The organism is Vibrio sp. Makdt (assembly GCF_027587015.1).
GTDB classification, from domain to species: Bacteria; Pseudomonadota; Gammaproteobacteria; order Enterobacterales; family Vibrionaceae; genus Vibrio; species Vibrio chagasii_B.
Genome location: NZ_JAPPTH010000018.1, coordinates 37,855 through 54,420, shown reverse-complemented (window position 1 = coordinate 54,420; position 16,566 = coordinate 37,855). Strand labels below are relative to the sequence as shown.

Sequence of the window (16,566 nt, the reverse complement as noted above, 5' to 3'; positions counted from 1 at the left end):
GTAAAAGGAAAATACAGACATGACAATTGAAATTCTGGTTCCAGATTTACCTGAATCTGTGGCTGATGCAACAGTTGCGACTTGGCACAAAAAACCAGGCGAAGCGGTTGCACGTGATGAAGTCATTGTAGATATCGAAACAGACAAAGTAGTTCTAGAAGTACCTGCGCCTGAAGCGGGTGTTCTGGAAGCTATCATCGAAGACGAGGGTGCTACGGTACTTTCCAAGCAGCTTATTGCTAAGTTGAAGCCTGGCGCGGTTGCAGGTGAGCCAACAACAGATACCACTGAAGACACAGAAGCATCTCCTGACAAACGCCATAAAGCAGCGCTTACAGAAGAGAGCAACGACGCACTGAGCCCAGCTGTTCGTCGTCTTCTTGCTGAACACAACCTACAACCAGCTGACGTGAAAGGCACTGGTGTTGGTGGTCGTATTACTCGTGAAGACATCGACGCACACCTAGCGGCAGCGAAAGCAGCGCCGGCAGCAGTTGCACCAGCGGTTGAAGCGCCAGCGGCGGCTCGTAGCCAGAAGCGCGTGCCTATGACTCGCCTACGTAAGACAGTTGCAAACCGTCTTCTAGAAGCGAAGAACAGCACAGCAATGCTAACGACTTTCAACGAAGTAAACATGAAGCCAATCATGGACCTTCGTAAGCAGTACAAAGATCAATTCGAGAAGCGTCACGACACGCGTCTTGGTTTCATGTCTTTCTACGTGAAAGCGGTAACTGAAGCGCTTAAGCGTTACCCAGAAGTAAACGCATCTATCGACGGTGATGATATCGTTTACCACAACTACTTCGACATCAGCATGGCAGTATCTACGCCACGTGGTCTAGTGACTCCAGTTCTAAAAGACTGTGACACACTAGGTTTCGCTGACATCGAAAAAGGCATCAAAGAGCTAGCGATCAAAGGCCGTGACGGCAAGCTAACTGTTGATGAGCTAATGGGTGGTAACTTCACTATTACAAACGGTGGTGTATTCGGCTCTCTAATGTCTACGCCAATCATCAACCCACCACAAGCGGCTATCTTGGGTATGCACAAAATCCAAGAACGTCCAATGGCAGTTGATGGCAAAGTAGAAATTCTACCAATGATGTACCTAGCGCTTTCTTACGACCACCGTCTAATCGATGGCCGTGAATCAGTTGGCTTCCTAGTGACCATCAAAGAGCTACTAGAAGATCCAGCACGTCTGCTATTAGACGTTTAGTATCGCTAAAACGTCTAGTTAGCCCAGTTAGCTAGACGTAAAAAGTTTCAAAGGCTAGGCTGCTCAACGTCTGGCCTTCACTTGAGCTGTTAAGCCATTACAAAATGGACAGCAGTTGATTTGAGAAGACCCTACAGACGTAACACAGGAAACTGTGTCGTTATGGAAATAATAATCCCTTAAGGGAAAATAAACGGAATATCAAAATGAATTTGCATGAATACCAAGCCAAACAGCTGTTTGCAGAATTCGGTTTGCCTGTACCAGAAGGTTTCGCATGTGATACTGCACAAGAAGCTTTCGAAGCTGCTGGCCGTATCTCAACTGAGAAAAAAGTCGTTAAGTGTCAAGTACACGCTGGTGGCCGCGGTAAAGCGGGTGGCGTAGAGCTACACGACACAAAAGAAGGCGTTAAAGAGTTTGCACAAAAGTGGCTAGGTAAAAACCTAGTGACTTACCAAACAGACGCTAATGGTCAGCCTGTAACTAAGATCCTAGTTGAAGAAGCGTCAAACATCGCTAACGAACTTTACCTAGGTGCTGTTGTTGACCGTGCAACTCGTAAAATTGTATTCATGGCGTCAACTGAAGGCGGTGTGGACATCGAGAAAATCGCTGAAGAAACTCCAGAGTTGATTCACCAATCTGCGATCGATCCTCTAGTAGGCCCTCAAGCTTACCAAGGCCGTGAACTGGCATTCAAACTTGGTCTAGTTGGCGACCAAATCAAACAGTTCGTTAAGATCTTCATGGGTCTTGGTGAAATGTTCGCTCAGTACGATCTAGCTCTACTGGAAATTAACCCACTTGTTATCACTGGTGAAGGCAACCTGCTTTGTCTAGACGGCAAGATCAACATCGACTCAAACGCGATGTACCGTCAACCTAAACTGCGTGAAATGCACGATCCATCTCAAGAAGATGAGCGCGAAGCACACGCAGCACAGTGGGAACTAAACTACGTAGCACTAGATGGTAACGTTGGCTGTATGGTTAACGGTGCAGGCCTTGCGATGGGTACGATGGATATCGTTAACCTACACGGCGGCAAACCAGCAAACTTCCTTGATGTAGGCGGCGGCGCAACTAAAGAGCGTGTAGCTGAAGCATTCAAGATCATCCTTTCTGATGACAATGTTAGCGCAGTACTAGTAAACATCTTCGGTGGCATCGTACGTTGTGACATGATCGCTGAAGGTATTATCGGTGCGGTTAAAGAAGTAGGCGTAACAGTACCTGTTGTTGTTCGTCTAGAAGGTACAAACGCAGACCTAGGTCGCGAAGTACTTGCTAATTCTGACGTTGATATCATTGCAGCTGAATCTCTAACAGATGCTGCTCAGAAAGTTGTTGCTGCTGCGGAGGCGAAATAATGTCTGTATTAATTAACAAAGACACTAAAGTAATCTGTCAGGGTTTCACTGGCGGTCAAGGTACATTCCACTCAGAGCAAGCTATCGCATACGGTACGCAAATGGTTGGTGGTGTATCTCCTGGTAAAGGTGGTCAAACTCACCTTGGTCTTCCTGTATTCAACACTGTACGCGAAGCAGTAGAAGTAACTGGCGCAACAGCAACGGTTATCTACGTACCAGCACCTTTCTGTAAAGACGCAATCCTAGAAGCGATTGATGCAGGTATCGAACTGATCGTAACGATCACTGAAGGTATCCCAACAACAGACATGATCGACGTTAAAGTGAAGCTAGAAGAAACTGGCGTTCGCATGATCGGTCCTAACTGTCCAGGTCTTATCACTCCAGACGAGTGTAAGATTGGTATCATGCCTGGTCACATCCACAAGAAAGGTAAAGTAGGTATCGTATCTCGTTCAGGTACTCTTACTTACGAAGCAGTTAAACAAACAACAGATGAAGGCTTCGGTCAGTCTACATGTGTTGGTATCGGTGGTGACCCAATCCCAGGTTCAAACTTCATTGATATCCTAAAACTGTTCCAAGAAGACCCTGAGACTGAAGCAATCGTAATGATTGGTGAGATCGGTGGTACTGCGGAAGAAGAAGCGGCAGCGTTCATTAAAGCGAACGTAACTAAGCCAGTTGTTTCTTACATTGCAGGTGTTACTGCTCCTCCAGGTAAACGTATGGGCCACGCTGGCGCAATCATCTCTGGCGGTAAAGGTACTGCTGAAGACAAATTCGCAGCACTAGAAGCAGCAGGCGTTAAGACAGTTAAGTCTCTTGCTGACATCGGTAAAGGTCTACGTGAGATTACTGGTTGGTAATCAGCGCGTTAAGCGATGAATAATAGAAAGGCTTGGTCGATGACCAAGCCTTTTTTGTATGCTTTCAATGATACGAGATACGAGATACGAGATACGAGATACGAGATACGAGATACGAGATACGAGATACGAACCGTATGACTACGCTCGGGTTTTCACCATCTGAGATAACATAAACATTGCAGCAGCACTGATCACAACAGATGGGCCTGCTGGTGTGTCGTAGAACCAAGATAGGCTCAACCCACCACATACTGCGATAGAGCCAATAATCGAAGCGAGCAACGCCATTTGTTCAGGTGTACTTGAGAACTTTCTTGCTGTTGCAGCAGGGATAATCAGCAGTGATGTCATGATTAACGCCCCAACAAACTTCATACCAACCGCAATCACGATGCCGACCAGTAGCATTAGAATCAGGCGCATTAAATCAATGTTGATGCCATCAACCGCCGCAAGATCTTCGTTCACTGTTGTTGATAGCAGTGGCCGCCAGAAGATAGCCAACACTAAACCAATAACACCAGCGCCTGCATAGATGAACACTAAATCAGTGGGAGAAACGGCAAGCAGGTCACCGAATAGGTAACTCATTAGATCAACACGAACGTTATCTAAGAAGCTAACAGCAACCAAGCCGAGCGAGAGTGCACTGTGGGCTAATATGCCGAGCAACGTATCGGTCGCGACCAGCTTTTGCTTTTGTAAGGTCACGAGTAATACAGCCAACATTAAGCAGCAAATCAGCAGCGCGAAGTACAAGTTAATATTGAACAGGAAACCAAGCGCTAAACCCATTAAAGAGGCGTGAGCCAATGTGTCGCCAAAGTACGCCATCTTACGCCACACTACGAACGACCCCAGTGGACCAGCAATAAGCGCGATGCCTAAGCCTGCGAGGATAGAAGGTAAAAGAAACTCAAGCATTAGTGGTGATGTCCGTGTTTATGGTTAGAACAGTTGTGCACATCTCCAGATACAGGTTGGCCTGCTAAGTCATGGTGATGATGGTCATGTTGGTGATGATAGAACGCCAAACTTTCTTGAACCGCAGTACCAAATAGAGCGATATAAGAAGGATGTTGCTTAATATCAGCGGGTGCACCAGAGCAGCAGATGTGGTGGTGTAAACAGATCACGTCGTCTGTTTTTGCCATCACCAAATGTAAGTCGTGTGAAACCATAAAGACTGCACAGCCAAAGCGGTGACGAATAGAATCAATCAGTTCGTAGAGATCGATTTGACCTTGTACATCTACGCCTTGTGCAGGTTCATCAAGAACCAATAGGTCTGGCCTTCTCAAGAGAGAACGAGCAATTAGTACGCGTTGGTTTTCACCACCTGATAGCTGATGCATGTTGCTTTTCATCAGATGCTCAGCGCCAACGAGTTTTAGAGCTTCCAAGATCTCTTGTTTACTGAATCTACCGGTGAGCTTAAGGAAACGCTCTACATTGAGAGGCAGAGAATCATTCAGCTTTAGCTTTTGAGGAACATAACCAATTTTTAGTTTTTTTGATTTGGTAATCTTTCCAGAGTATTTGTGTTGGAGCCCAAGTAGTACTTTTACTAGGGTTGATTTTCCCGCACCGTTTGGCCCAATTAGGGTAGTGATTCTGCCACGCTCTAAATTTAGAGAGATATTGTCTAGGACTTTTCGACCGTCAAACTCGACGCTCACAGAATCTAGTTGGATTAAGTTATCCATGAATAGAACTCATTTGCAATTCGCTAATGTTATAATGTAACATTTACCTCAAGCCTAAGCTACTTTTCTATTATCGAGGAATTATGTCACGTTCATCTTATATACTTGCTACTTTGCTTTTAGCGCCAAGTGTTGCAAGTGCCAATACTATTCTAACAAGCTTCAAACCAATTCAAATGATTGTGACAGAATTAACGCAAGGCGTTAGTGAACCGGATGTGTTGATGAACAGCAATGCTTCGCCGCACGATTATGCGCTTAAACCGTCTGATGTCAAAAAAGTTCACGGTGCAGACATGGTTGTTTGGTTTGGTCCTGATTTAGAAGCGTTTCTGACTAAGGTGATTGAATCGAATGATAACGTTATCGAAATCGGTAAAATCCCTGGTATCAACTTACGAGAGTTCGGCCACGATGAGCATGACCATGACGCGCATGAAGGTCACCACCACGGCAGCCACGACCCGCATTTTTGGTTGGGGATCGATCAGGTTGCAGTTGCTGCGAAATACATTTCAGACAAGCTAATTGAAACTGACCCAGACAATGCAATGGCATATCAAGAAAATCTCGATTCATTCCTGATTGAATTGAAAGAGAAGCAGCAGTCTATTCGTGAGCAACTTGCTCCGGTGAAAGACAAAGGCTACTACGTTTTCCACGATGCATATGGTTACTATGAAGAAGAATTTGGCCTAAATAACTTGGGTCATTTCACCGTGAGCCCAGAGCGTAAACCGGGTGCAAAAAGCTTGATTGCGATTAAGAAAACGATAGTACGTGAAAACGTTCAATGTGTATTTTCTGAGCCTCAATTTACACCGGCTGTAATTGAATCAGTGACTCGTGGAAGTAATGCGAAACAAGGTCAATTGGACCCAATTGGCTCTACAGTTGAAGTGAAGAGTGGAAGTTATTTCGATTTTCTTCAGCAACTTACCGATAGCTACACAAGCTGCCTAAACGCAAAGTAATCAATAGTGAGTAACCTTTACTCCACTTTGCTCTCGATATGATTATGAATAATGCCGCTTTTTGCGGCATTTTCGTGACCGCTAAGATAAAACCTTTCAACAAACAATAAACCTTCTTTCTCCTTCGTAGATTTCCGCTAAAATGGAAAGATAATAATAAGCACAAAAAAACTCAGTTTCTGGTCGAGCAAGGTTAAGACATTGCGGTAGCCGAAACTTCATACGTTGTTGCTGTTCAGGATTAGAAGTTGTATCGAATTGTCTTCCGAATGTTCATGCTAATGAGCATTTCATTTAGCGCTCTTGCGTTAAATACATCACCGTCTGTCTTTTATCCTTTGCCTGTTCAAGCGCAAGGGAATTTTCTCGCGGCTAAAAATCTTTATCTAGGCGCAGGTGGTGGGCTTTGGGTTCATGATGTTCATGGAAAAGTGCTTTTTTATGATGGACGAACTCTGCTTCCGAGAAAGGGCAGTTTGTTGCAGTTTTCCTCTGAAAACGTGGCGTTCCTTAATGATGAATTTTGGACGTTTTTTGATAATGAGGTATATCGACATACTCCTGGGCTTGGTAACGAGCTCGCATTTAGTCTTAGCCCTGGTTCAGAGATAACCAATATTGGTGCCTCTGACAATTATATCTGGGTGACCGACGGCAATAATTTCTACACCTATAACACTCAGTCGTTAGAATTTAATACCTATTCACTTCTCAAATTGTACCGATACAACAACAGCAGCGACATTACGATTAATGATGCTGAGTGGGTATTATCAAAATGGGTATTGGCAACCAGTTCCGGCACTTATCTATCGGAAAATCAAGAGTTTACCCATGTTGCTGCCTCCGATAAACACTACATCGAGACCGTGTACTTTTCGAATGCGCGACGTGAATTACTGATTGGTACATTAAATGGTGTTGTGATTGTTGATTTGGCTAATTCTGAGAAAGAGACCAAGATCAATGGCTCGCATGTGCTCTCTGTTGCTGAAACCACGAATCAATATTGGATTGGTACTGAGCACGGCTTGATTAGCTACAACTTTATTACCGGCGAAATCACTCGTTTTGAACAAGCTGCTAACCAAGACTTTTCGTTACCGGGCGAGAAAATTTACTCACTAATTAACGATCATGCTGGTGGGATGTGGGTCGCGACCAACAACGGTATTCGGTATTTTTCTTTGTTTAGTAAGACATTCTCAAGAACGCCACTCACCGGAATGGGCATGCACTCCAGCAGTATGGTGATCAATAAAGTTGAGCCAATTGGTGAGCATCTATCTTGGGTGGCATCTTCGATGGGCCTCTACCTCGTTGATTCTGAAACTGAAGAGAGGCCTAGGCGCGTATATCCCAAACCAGTACAGGACTTTCAGGTTTTTGGTAGGTCAATTTGGTTGGCGACCGAAGAAGGGATTATAAGCTTCAATACCGAGACGTTGGAGTTTGAAGCGCTGAATTTGCCAAGAGCCATTGAAGGCGTCCACATCGAGAATTTTGCTCTTCAAGGTGATAACACCCTTTGGATGACCTCCGGTCAAAGCCTCTATTCATTATCGATCGACCATATGGAGCTTACGGGCTACGGAATGGATTGGTTGGTGGATAAGTTCCTGCCAGCAAAAATTACAGATCTAAATATTGGTTTACAAGGTCGCGTCTACATCGGCACCGACCATGGCTTCTATTCCTTTGTTGATAAACGGATCAGCTTTAGTCGTTCCAGCGAACGATTTGGCAAAGTGGTTGATATAGAAAAAGCCAATGATGGCTCTCAGTGGTTTGCGGGTAGTTATGGCGTTTATCGGATCCCTTACGATGGTTCTATGATAGAAGAGATCGCCTTGGTTGAAGAGAATATCAGTCCGAGTTGTCTGATTAGCGATGAGAATGGTGTGTGGTTGGGGTCTTCAAAAGGACTTAGCTATTATGGACTGGATGGTCAGCTGCACAAGCACATAGGTTCACCATTTGGTTTGATCACCAATGAGTTGGCAGCCGGTGCATGTGAACTCTTTTATAGTGAAGATAATCAATCCTCACGGTTAGTTTTAGGTTCCAAGTATGGTGTGGTGAGTGCATTGTCTAATGAGTTGTTGGTATCTACCACGCCTCATAGCCGAGCATTGCTGAGTAAGATAAGTGTTAACCAAAAGACCGTATCATTGGGTGGGAAGGCCGCGGATTTAGCCGAGATCCCTTATGGTTCATCGATTGGTTTTAAGCTAGGCATTTTGCCTGCTACATTTGCTCCTGCGATGGAGTATCGACTCAACGATGATGAACCTTGGAGTGAGTTTGAAGGTGGCTTATTAACACTCGACCACTTGCTTCCGGGGGATTATACGCTCGAAGTGAAGCCGGTAAAGGATTCACACTATCGTTTTGTCTCAACCAATCAAAGCTTCTCTATAGCGGAACCTTGGTATCTCAGTAATTGGGCTGCTGCGAGCTCTCTTATCTTACTGATTTGTGTGGTGACCATTTTGGTTTTTTGGCGTTCGCGTTACGTCACTTTTGCCAACAGACATCTTAAAGCACAAGTAGCTTTGAAAACTGATCAGTTGAGGCACCAAAGTAGGATACTATTGACGACTAATCAGCAACTTAAGAAGCAGTTATCGGTTAAGAATGCGCTTGTGTCTCATACAGCCGACGAACTCTCTTCAGAGGTTAACCAAGTTGCAGCCATGCTCCCTAATTGGAGTGATGAACAAGGTAAATCGCCGATTCTTGCGTTAAAGAATGGTTTGGCTCAATTGAGTAATCGCCGGCAAGGTGGTGGTGCCGTTGGTTACGATATGATCTTAATCTTGGAGTCGGTGCTTAAGGCGTGGCAAGAAGACTTAGCTAAAGCCGGTATTGAGCTAGAGATAAAAGTAGAGACGAAACATAGACATGTCTCTTTGCTGTATTTTAATCTCGACATCATCTTCAATAGCCTGATCGCGAGCATCATCAAGCGTAACTTTAAGTCGCAGAGTATGGTGGTCATGGTGGAGGAGCTGAAAGAACACCTGGTCGTTACCATCTTAGATCATGGCATGCCTTTCCCTAAGTTAACTTCCAGTATTAGTGACAACAGTGGTAAGTCGACCGACTTAAACATAGAAAAGTTGCCGTTGCTGATGAATCAGAGCGGTGGCGAAATCAATGCCTTTGTGTCGGATTCTCAAAACAAGGTTCAGCTTACTTGGCCAATCGACTATCAGGTATTAGATAATCTCGAAACCAATACAATAGAGCAGATTGAGACTATTAAGCTCGCTAATACCTCACCTGAGCAGTTAAAGCTTAGTGCAGAGCAAGAGTGGAAGAACCGAGTGTCTCAGCTTGTTAGTGAGCACTACGCTGATGCTGAGTTTGGTACTGCTACTGCTGCTAAGTATCTATTTATGTCTGAGAGAAGCTTACAAAGGCGCTTTAAGATGGCTTATAACAAGACCTTTAAAGAACATTTGAATGAGGTTCGCTTGGAGCATGCGTGTGAGCGGTTACTCGCGGGAGAGAAGATATCAGACGTTGCTTTTGACTCTGGCTTTAATGACCCGTCTTATTTCAGCCAAAGGTTCAAACATCACTTTGGTATGTCTCCATCTAAGTTTGCTGAAAACAGTGAAGACTAGAGTGAACAATATTAACCAGCCAGCCTTACGTTAACGACAGATAGTTTTATTGAAGCCTCGACATTCGTGTTGGGGCTTTTTTTATGCTTCTGCGAGATGCGAGATGCGAGATGCGAGATGCGAGATGCGAGATGCGAGATGCGAGATGCGAGATGCGAGATGCGAGATAATTGGGGTATTTACGATTGAGTTGTTTGAGTATGGTTTTGTTGAGGGAGATAAGAAAAAAAATATCGTGGTATAGCCGGGGGGACTATACCACGGGTGCCAATGACACCTTCGCTTGCTGCCGGAGTGATATGGCAAGCCACATCACCTCTGGAATTAAATTAAAGAGAAGGAGTTTCTCTTCGATGGAGTAACTATACGATTAGTGACTTATTTTACTTATAAAATTAACGACAGAAGGCTATGAGAAAAGCGACATTTTTATAAGTTGTTGATATTTAATTATTTGTTGAGTTTTTGATTGTGATGTACTAGTGAGGTAGTTCTCACTGGTTGTTGAAAGTAACGGTTTTGACGTAAACGTTTTTAACGAAATTTACGAGTATGTATTTTCGAAAACATTGATTTCACACAATAGAATTGTGGTCATGTATGTGTATCATGGTGTTAATAACAATCTTTCTCATTATCAGTCACGAAGTTGGGTATATATGAAACTCTCACAACTAGAGCAAGGAAAAGCGGCTTCTATAGTTGCGCTAACTGGTCTAACACCAGACGTTAGAAAAAAACTCATGGTCATGGGTATGTTGCCAAAAACAGAGGTAACACTAATCCGCCGCGCACCGATGGGTGACCCGCTTCAAGTTGAGGTGAGAGGTGTCTCTATCGCCATTCGTGAAAGTATCGCAGAACAAATCGAGGTTAGCTAAATGGATTATCAAGTTCTTACCGTTGGTAACCCGAATAGTGGCAAAACAACGTTATTCAATGCACTAACAGGCGCGAAGCAGCATGTTGGTAACTGGGTAGGTGTAACCGTTGAAAAGAAAACGGGTGTCTATTCACATGCGGGTGACCAATTTCAGCTAACTGACTTGCCTGGTATCTACGCACTAGATAGTGGTAATGATGCAAATAGTATTGATGAATCTATCGCGTCGCGAGCTGTTCTGACTCACCCTGCTGACGTGATCATTAATGTCGTTGATGCAAGCTGCTTAGAACGAAGCTTATACATGACATTGCAATTGCGAGAGTTGGGTCGCCCGATGATCGTTGTATTGAACAAAATGGATGTATTAAAGCGTGAGCGTCAGGTGATTAACCTTAAAGCGCTAGAGAAAGAGCTAGGTTGCCCGGTTCTTAGCTTGTCTGCGAACGATAAAGGCCAAGTGGCTCGTTTCAAAGAACGCCTGCATAAGCTTCTTGTTCAAGGTGTTAGCCTTGATCCTATCTCTATTAACTATGACGAAGCATTAGAAGCACTTATTCCTTCTGTTGAATCACATTTTGATGATGCTGATGTTTCTCACCGCGCGCTTGCAATTCGTGCTCTAGAAAATGACTACTTAGTGCTAAACGGATTAGCTCCGCAAACACGTACTCAAATTGATAATGTGCGTCTTAGCGCCGAGTTTGATATCGACCTTGCGGTAGCAGACGCGAAATACACCTTCTTACACGACTTGTGCAAGCGTGTGCGTCGCAGCGAAGGTAAGCTAAGCCGTAACTTCACAGAGAAAGCTGACCAATTCATTTTGAACAAATGGGTCGGTATTCCTTTCTTCTTTGTCATCATGTATCTAATGTTCATGTTCTCTATCAATATCGGTAGTGCGTTTATCGACTTCTTTGATATTGGTGTTGGTGCAATATTGGTTGATGGTGGACACCACTTATTAGACGGACACCTACCAGTTTGGTTGGTTACTGTTCTTGCAGATGGTATCGGTGGTGGTATTCAAACTGTTGCAACCTTTATTCCGGTTATCGCGGCGCTTTACTTGTTCTTAGCGGTACTTGAAAGTTCAGGCTACATGGCACGTGCTGCTTTTGTACTTGATAAAGTTATGCAAAAGATTGGTCTACCAGGCAAAGCATTTGTACCGTTAGTTCTTGGTTTTGGCTGTAATGTACCGTCAATCATGGCTACTCGTACTCTTGATCAAGAGCGTGAGCGTAAACTGGCTGCCTCTATGGCACCATTTATGTCATGTGGTGCTCGCCTGCCTGTATACGCACTGTTTGCAGCGGCGTTCTTCCCTGGTGCGGGCCAAAACGTAGTATTTGCTTTGTACATCATGGGTATTCTAGCTTCTGTATTTACTGGCCTGTTCCTTAAAAACACTATCTACCCAGGTAGCAGCGATAGCTTGGTGATGGAGATGCCAGACTACGAGTTGCCAACCGTACAAAACGTGATGCTGAAAACATGGCAGAAACTGAAGCGCTTCGTGCTTGGTGCCGGTAAAACGATTGTGGTTGTGGTGGCAATCTTAAGCTTCTTGAACTCTCTAGGTATGGATGGCAGTTTCGGTAACGAAGACAGCGAAAATTCAGTACTTTCTAAGGCAGCTCAAGTTGTGACTCCTGTATTCCAACCAATAGGTATTACCGAAGAAAACTGGCCAGCAACGGTAGGTATCATTACTGGTATCTTCGCGAAAGAAGCGGTAGTGGGTACCTTGAACAGCCTTTACACAACGCCTTCTGATGAAGAAGCTGCTGAGTTTGATTTGGCGGCGAGCTTACAAGAAGCGGTGATGACGATCCCTGAAAACCTATCAGGCTTGAGCTACTCGGATCCTCTAGGTATTGAAGTTGGTGACCTAAGCGATTCAGGCGCTGTTGCTGAAGAGCAAGAGGTTGACTCGTCTATCTTTGGTAACCTGAAAGACAAATTTGTTTCTGGTCACGCTGCGTTTGCTTATTTAATCCTTATCTTGCTTTACACACCTTGTGTGGCAGCAATGGGTGCTTATGTTCGTGAATTTGGTCAAATGTTTGCTCGCTTTATTGCGGTTTGGACAATGGCGCTTGGCTACTTTGGTGCGACTTTCTATTACCAAGCGGCAAACTTTGCAGCGCACCCTGTGACAAGTGCAGTGTGGATGGTTGCGATTGCTGGTGGCTTTGTGATCACCTACCGTGTATTCAAGAAGGTTGGCAGCAAGCAAAAAGCATTAGAGGTGCAAGTAGTATGATTTTAACTGAACTTCATCAGTACATAGATAGCCAAGGTGTCGCAGCTCGTAAAGAGATTGCAGCGAAATTTGGTATGAGTGAAGATGGCGTGGATGCGATGTTGAGCGTGTGGGTCAAGAAGGGCAAAGTATCTCGCTTGGTCGACACTAACAAACATGGTCATACGACGCGTGTTCGCTACACCATCAGCAAACAAGATGGTCTGTCGCTGAATGTGATGATGTAGTTCGGTCAATATCTAATAAAAAACCGCAGCCTATGAGCTGCGGTTTTTTTGTTTGTGTTTACCAACTTAAGACTCTTTGGTTTCACCTAACCCAAGAACTTTAAGGCCGATACTCAGTAACAGTATGGATACTGGAAGAACCAATATGTCCCACCCAATGCTGTCGAAATTGACGAGCACAAGCTCCAAAAATTTCACGAAGAGAATGATGATAATCACTTCAGCCAAAATGTTTTTCAGGTGGCCAATGTTGGGTGTTTTTATCCAGCTAAGTACTTTGCTTTTATTGACTTGTTGGTCACTTTTCGCGGCATGGCTTTTATCCGAGATGAATAAAGTGAACACACCGTGAGAAAAGATGAAGAGTACAAAAGCAATCAAAAACGTATCCAGAGACTTAATTAAGTATGAGATCGCGATGTCTGTGGTGTCTAGGTGTGCCAGTGATTCTGGCGGTACCTGGTTGAGCATAAAGATCGCAAAAGCAGAGTAAGTCTTGGTTGCTCCCATAAAGAATAAGAGTAGGGAAGCAAGCATAGAACAGATGATGGCGATCCAGCTGATATGACGAAATAAGTTGAAGGTTTGTTTCATGATGCTCTCTCTATGTAGTGTGCGAGAGAGTATACGCGGGAGTCTTTGTTGTGATAATGGGGTGTTTTTGTGAATTATTATTACGCATTGGTAATAATGGTAATGCCTAGAGGTTAGGCATCACCTATGTCAGAAGGTTAAGCTTTTTTAAATATAGAGCTGAGTGACAGCACATTTTGAATACGAGTTAGGATGGCTGCTTGCTCTTCTTCACTGCGTTGTTCGCCTGCGGTGTTGCCCCACACTGGGCCAGGCCATGCCACATCATCTTTGAAACGTGCGATATGGTGGATGTGCAGTTGTGGAACCATGTTACCTAGTGCGCCTAGGTTTAGCTTATCCGGTTGGAACGTAGCTTCTAGTGCTTGGCTCACTGCTTGAGATTCATGTAAGAACTGCTGTTGCTCTTTCATTGGTAAGTGATGCAGCTCTTTTAGGTTGGCACGTTTTGGGACCAGAATAACCCAAGGTACAGCGTTGTCTTTGTGCAGTAGCGCAAGACTAAGTGGGAATTCGCCAATAACGGTGGTGTCTTTTGCCAATTGGGGATGAAGTTCGAAGCTCATGATCTTTCCAATTAATTGTTTTACATGAGTATAAGGGCGGAGTTTGAATGTGGCTAGGGCTTACGTTCTCAATAAGCAGATTCCCTATCACGTTCGTGCCTCACTGTAGGGAATGACGGTGGGGAGAGGATGGTACATTGATTTGCTGTGCTTACCTGCTTTAGGAGGTTCCGTATCACGTATCTTCATCACTATAAGGAATGGCTAGTTAGGGATAATGATAACGCGTCTTCGATGCTGTTTTAGATTCACTACCTCTATTTTCGTCATCTCCTAGAGCGACGAAGGAGCGTAGTAGGAGATCTCTTGTTGAGTCGGACTAGGGCGGCTAGCCGTATAAATAATCGAGTAAAACTAAACCTCCAGATAAAACAAAAGGTTGACGCTTTCACGTCAACCTTTCTAATTATCTCGAATCTCGAATCTCGAATCTCGAATCTCGAATCTCGAATCTCGAATCGCTTACATGCGTTCTAGAGTCTCAATGCCTAGAAGTGACAGACCTTGTTTGATTGTCTTCGCTGTTAGGGCAGCAAGCTTCAGACGGCTCTGTTTAACCGCTTCGTCTTCTGCTACTAGGATAGGGCACGCTTCGTAGAAGCTAGAGAACTGACCTGCTAGTTCGAATAGGTAGCTACACATGATGTGTGGTTGACCTTCACGAGCAACAGATTGAACTGCTTCTTCAAACTGCAGAAGCTTCGCGATAAGTGCTTTCTCTTTCTCTTCAGTGATTTTGATTTCACCTTCAAGAGAGTCCATAGAAACGCCAGCTTTCGCAAATACAGAAGCTACACGAGTGTATGCGTATTGCATGTAAGGTGCTGTGTTGCCTTCGAACGCAAGCATGTTGTCCCAATCGAACACGTAGTCAGTCGTACGGTGCTTAGAAAGGTCTGCGTACTTAACCGCTGCCATTGCAACTGTGTTAGCGATCGCTTTCTTCTCGTCTTCTGCTAGCTCTGGGTTCTTAGATTCGATCAGTTGTGCTGCACGAACTTCTGCTTCATCAAGAAGGTCAGCTAGACGAACCGTACCGCCTGCACGAGTCTTGAATGGCTTACCGTCTTTACCTAGCATCATGCCGAACGCGTGGTGCTCAAGAGAAACAGATTCAGGGATGTAACCTGCTTTACGAACGATAGTCCAAGCTTGCATTAGGTGTTGGTGCTGACGAGAGTCGATGAAGTAAAGAACGCGGTCTGCGCCTAGCTCTTCAAAACGGTATTTTGCACAAGCAATATCAGTTGTTGTGTAAAGGAAACCGCCGTCGCGCTTCTGGATGATAACGCCCATTGGGTCACCATCTTTGTTTTTGTATTCGTCTAGGAATACAACTTGTGCGCCGTCATCTTCTTTAGCAAGACCTTGCTCTTTAAGATCAGCAACGATGCCTGGAAGCATGTGGTTGTACATGCTTTCGCCCATTACGTCATCACGCGTTAGTGAAACGTTTAGACGATCGTAGTTGCGTTGGTTTTGAATCATTGTTACGTCAACAAGCTTCTTCCACATCTCTGCGCAGAACTCGTCGCCGCTTTGTAGTTTCACTACGTAGCCACGTGCTTTAACTGCGAACTCTTCGTCTTCGTCGTAAAGCTTTTTAGATTCACGATAGAAGCCTTCAAGGTCAGCAAGTTCCATTGAAACTTCACCTGATTCAGCCTGAACGCGCTCAAGGTTTGCGATAAGCATACCGAATTGAGTACCCCAGTCACCGATGTGGTTTGCACGGATAACTTTGTGGCCTAGGAATTCCAGTGTACGAACAACGGCATCACCGATGATCGTTGAACGCAGGTGACCAACGTGCATTTCTTTTGCAACGTTTGGCGCTGAGTAGTCAGCAACAATGGTTTGTGCTTCAGCTGCCGCAACACCAAGGCGAGAGTCAGCAAGTGCTGCGTCTGCTTGTTTTGCTAGGAAAGCCTCATCTAGGAAGATGTTAAGGAAACCTGGACCTGCGATCTCAACTTTAGAAGCGATACCGTCTAGGTTTAGAACGTCCAATACTTTCTGAGCAAATTCTCGCGGGTTAGTGCCTAGTCGCTTAGCAACGCCCATTACGCCGTTTGCTTGGTAGTCACCAAATTGTGGTTTTGCAGATTGGCGAACAGCAGCAGGAGAGCCTGCAGGTGCGCCAGCGGCTTCTAGAGCCTGAGATACTTTGTCATTAATAAGTGCTTGGATATTCACACGCGTTTCCTTCAATTCAAGGATGATAAGAGTGGCCGTTATT

13 protein-coding genes are annotated in these 16,566 nt (G+C 44.7%); 8 read left to right on the top strand and 5 right to left on the bottom strand.

The window, feature by feature from the left end; translation table 11 throughout:
• Positions 1 to 19: 19 nt before the first annotated feature.
• The 3 genes from odhB (at position 20) to sucD (ending at position 3,470) form a co-directional block, all read left to right on the top strand.
• A complete protein-coding gene (gene odhB, locus OH460_RS19630) occupies positions 20 to 1,225 on the top strand; it encodes a 2-oxoglutarate dehydrogenase complex dihydrolipoyllysine-residue succinyltransferase (protein WP_269999228.1) in 1,206 nt (401 codons plus the stop codon).
• Positions 1,226 to 1,431: 206 nt separating this feature from the next.
• The gene (sucC, locus tag OH460_RS19625) at positions 1,432 to 2,598 is read left to right on the top strand and encodes an ADP-forming succinate--CoA ligase subunit beta (protein ID WP_004737918.1); all 1,167 of its coding nucleotides are present in this window, start codon (positions 1,432 to 1,434) and stop codon (positions 2,596 to 2,598) included.
• A complete protein-coding gene (gene sucD / locus OH460_RS19620) occupies positions 2,598 to 3,470 on the top strand; it encodes a succinate--CoA ligase subunit alpha (protein WP_061034155.1) in 873 nt (290 codons plus the stop codon). The genes sucC and sucD overlap by 1 nt, the downstream gene beginning before the upstream one ends.
• Before the next feature lie 141 nt (positions 3,471 to 3,611).
• On the opposite strand, the gene znuB is transcribed toward sucD, so the two are convergent.
• Entirely contained in the window at positions 3,612 to 4,397 is a 786-nt protein-coding gene (gene znuB, locus OH460_RS19615; RefSeq protein ID WP_186171902.1) for a zinc ABC transporter permease subunit ZnuB, read from the bottom strand.
• Positions 4,397 to 5,179 carry a zinc ABC transporter ATP-binding protein ZnuC gene (gene znuC, locus OH460_RS19610; RefSeq protein WP_269999227.1) on the bottom strand — a complete coding sequence of 261 codons (783 nt, stop codon included), beginning with the start codon at positions 5,177 to 5,179 and terminating at the stop codon, positions 4,397 to 4,399. Before znuC ends, znuB begins: the two co-directional genes overlap by 1 nt.
• An 83-nt stretch (positions 5,180 to 5,262) precedes the next feature.
• On the opposite strand from znuC, the gene znuA reads away from it, so the two are divergent.
• The 5 genes from znuA to OH460_RS19585 all read left to right on the top strand — a co-directional run bounded on the left by znuA (position 5,263) and on the right by OH460_RS19585 (position 13,167).
• Positions 5,263 to 6,153 carry a zinc ABC transporter substrate-binding protein ZnuA gene (gene znuA / locus OH460_RS19605; RefSeq protein ID WP_269999226.1) on the top strand — a complete coding sequence of 297 codons (891 nt, stop codon included), beginning with the start codon at positions 5,263 to 5,265 and terminating at the stop codon, positions 6,151 to 6,153.
• 269 nt (positions 6,154 to 6,422) lie between these two features.
• Entirely contained in the window at positions 6,423 to 9,785 is a 3,363-nt protein-coding gene (locus OH460_RS19600; RefSeq protein WP_269999251.1) for a helix-turn-helix domain-containing protein, read from the top strand.
• A 659-nt stretch (positions 9,786 to 10,444) separates the two neighbouring features.
• Complete coding sequence (locus OH460_RS19595) at positions 10,445 to 10,666, top strand: FeoA family protein (RefSeq protein WP_269999225.1); 222 nt, start codon at positions 10,445 to 10,447, stop codon at positions 10,664 to 10,666.
• Positions 10,667 to 12,940, top strand: a complete 2,274-nt coding sequence (gene feoB / locus OH460_RS19590) for a Fe(2+) transporter permease subunit FeoB (protein WP_269999224.1) — start codon at positions 10,667 to 10,669, stop codon at positions 12,938 to 12,940.
• Positions 12,937 to 13,167, top strand: a complete 231-nt coding sequence (locus OH460_RS19585) for a FeoC-like transcriptional regulator (RefSeq protein WP_004737929.1) — start codon at positions 12,937 to 12,939, stop codon at positions 13,165 to 13,167. Before feoB ends, OH460_RS19585 begins: the two co-directional genes overlap by 4 nt.
• A gap of 66 nt (positions 13,168 to 13,233) precedes the next feature.
• Here OH460_RS19585 and OH460_RS19580 read toward each other — a convergent pair whose 3' ends face one another.
• The 3 genes from OH460_RS19580 to argS form a co-directional block, all read right to left on the bottom strand.
• Positions 13,234 to 13,761 carry a YqhA family protein gene (locus OH460_RS19580; protein WP_008221198.1) on the bottom strand — a complete coding sequence of 176 codons (528 nt, stop codon included), beginning with the start codon at positions 13,759 to 13,761 and terminating at the stop codon, positions 13,234 to 13,236.
• Positions 13,762 to 13,898: 137 nt separating this feature from the next.
• On the bottom strand, positions 13,899 to 14,327 hold the full coding sequence (locus OH460_RS19575; RefSeq protein ID WP_269999223.1) for an HIT family protein: 429 nt from the start codon (positions 14,325 to 14,327) through the stop codon (positions 13,899 to 13,901).
• A 462-nt stretch (positions 14,328 to 14,789) separates the two neighbouring features.
• Positions 14,790 to 16,523 carry an arginine--tRNA ligase gene (gene argS, locus OH460_RS19570; RefSeq protein ID WP_116871769.1) on the bottom strand — a complete coding sequence of 578 codons (1,734 nt, stop codon included), beginning with the start codon at positions 16,521 to 16,523 and terminating at the stop codon, positions 14,790 to 14,792.
• Positions 16,524 to 16,566 lie beyond the last annotated feature (43 nt).